2 protein-coding genes and 1 pseudogene are annotated in these 1,954 nt (G+C 74.8%); 2 read left to right on the forward strand and 1 reads right to left on the reverse strand.

The window, feature by feature from the left end:
• The coding region (locus VXC91_RS44965; protein WP_329513106.1) for a glucose-6-phosphate dehydrogenase assembly protein OpcA at positions 1-777 on the forward strand (777 nt) is incomplete at its 5' end.
• The gene (gene pgl, locus VXC91_RS44970) at positions 774-1,556 is read left to right on the forward strand and encodes a 6-phosphogluconolactonase (protein ID WP_329513107.1); all 783 of its coding nucleotides are present in this window, start codon (positions 774-776) and stop codon (positions 1,554-1,556) included. The genes VXC91_RS44965 and pgl, both read left to right, overlap by 4 nt.
• Before the next feature lie 69 nt (positions 1,557-1,625).
• Here the strand turns inward: pgl and VXC91_RS44975 are convergent.
• Positions 1,626-1,733: pseudogene (locus VXC91_RS44975) on the reverse strand (carbohydrate ABC transporter permease); the annotation flags it as partial.
• Positions 1,734-1,954 lie beyond the last annotated feature (221 nt).

Consider the following 1,954-nt stretch of genomic DNA (forward strand, 5'->3'; position numbering starts at 1 on the left):
CTGCCGCTGCTGCTGCCCGACGCACCGGTCGTCGCCTGGTGGCCGGTGAACGCACCGCTCGACCCGGCCAACGACCCGCTGGGTGCGCTCGCCCAGCGCCGCGTCACCGACTCCTACACCGCCGAGGCGCCGGTGCGGGAACTGAACGCCCGCGCCGAGGCCTACACGCCCGGCGACACCGACCTGTCGTGGACCCGCATCACGCCGTGGCGCTCCATGCTGGCGGCGGCCCTCGACCAGGTCGTCTGCGACGTCCAGGGCGTCGAGGTGGAGGGCGAGGAGTTCAACCCGAGCTGCGAGCTGCTGGCGATGTGGCTCGCGGACCGGCTGAGTGTTCCCGTCAAGCGCTCCCTTTCCTCGGGACCCGGCCTCACCGCCGTCCGGATGCGCACGAGCTGTGGTCCGATCGTCCTGGACCGGGCCGACGGCTCGCTGGCCACCCTGTCCATCCAGGGGCAGCCGGAGCGTGCGGTGGCGCTCAAGCGCCGCGAGACGGCCGAGCTGATCGCGGAGGAGCTGCGCCGCCTGGACCCGGACGACACATACGCGTCCGCGCTGCGCTTCGGCGTGGACCGGCTGGGCAACGGGGCGGAGCGCGCCACCGCGACCCCCGCCGCGGAGAACGTGGCCGGGACGTCCGGCACCGGAGGAACGGCGACCGGGGACAGCGTGCCTGCGGACACGGCGGCGGACGTGGCACCGGCGGGAGGCGCGGCGCAGGATCCGGAGCAGAAGGCGGCCGAGAAGGACCAGTCGAAGAAGGCGGCCACGAAGTGACTACCCCGCAGCTCGTCGTGCACCGCGACAAGGAGCTGATGGCCCAGGCCGCGGCGGCCAGGCTGATCACGAAGGTCGTGGACGCACAGGCCTCGCGCGGTTCCGCCTCGGTCGTGCTCACCGGCGGGCGCAACGGCAACGGCCTGCTGGCCGCACTCGCCGCCGCGCCCGCCCGGGACGCCGTCGACTGGAGCCGGATCGACCTGTGGTGGGGCGACGAGCGGTACCTGCCCGAGGGTGACCCGGAGCGCAACTACACCCAGGCGCGCGAGGCGCTGCTCGACGCCGTCCCGCTGGACCCGAAGCGCGTGCACCCCATGCCCGCGTCGGACGGCCCGCACGGTGCCGGTGTGGAGGCGGCGGCCGAGGCCTACGCGGCGGAACTGGCCCGGGCCGCGGGCCCCGAGAACCACGGCTCGGTGCCCACCTTCGACGTCCTGATGCTGGGCGTCGGGCCCGACACGCACGTGGCCTCGCTCTTCCCCGAGCTGCCCGCGGTGCGGGAGACGGAGCGGACGGTGGTCGGTGTCCATGGCGCGCCGAAGCCGCCGCCCACCCGGGTCACGCTGACCCTTCCGGCGATCCGGTCGGCCCGGGAGGTGTGGCTGCTGGCAGCAGGCGAGGACAAGGCGCAGGCGGTGGCCATCGCGCTGTCCGGCGCCGGGGAGATCCAGGCGCCGGCGGCCGGCGCGTACGGCAGGTCACGCACGCTGTGGCTGCTGGACGCGGCGGCGGCGGCACAGCTGCCGCGCTCGCTGTACCCTCCGGCGTCGGCCTGAGGAACGGCTTCGCACGCGAACGCCGGACGGGTGTCGTCCCGTCCGGCGTTCGCGTGCGAACGGGGGCTGTTTCACGGACCCCGCCATGACCCCTTGCATGAAGTGCCGCTGGAACGCGAAGAACACCACCACCGGCACGATCAGCGGCAGAAAGGCACCGGGCGCCAGGACATCGATCGCCCTCGCGGCCCTGCCGGCGGCCCGCGCCGCCCGCCACCGACTCGCGGACGCCCTGAGCGCGGTGGCCTGGGCGGCGCCGCCAGGACGATCCGGTGTGTCCTGGCCGCGCGGGATGTCGGGCCGCCGCACCTCAGGAGGGGGACGGCTCCCGCCGCCCCCCTTCCGCTCCTGGTCCCTAACGGCCGCGCATCTCGCGGTACGTGGCGACGAGGGCTTGG

It is taken from the genome of Streptomyces chiangmaiensis (assembly GCF_036281785.1).
In the GTDB taxonomy this organism is placed as follows: domain Bacteria; phylum Actinomycetota; class Actinomycetes; order Streptomycetales; family Streptomycetaceae; genus Streptomyces; species Streptomyces chiangmaiensis.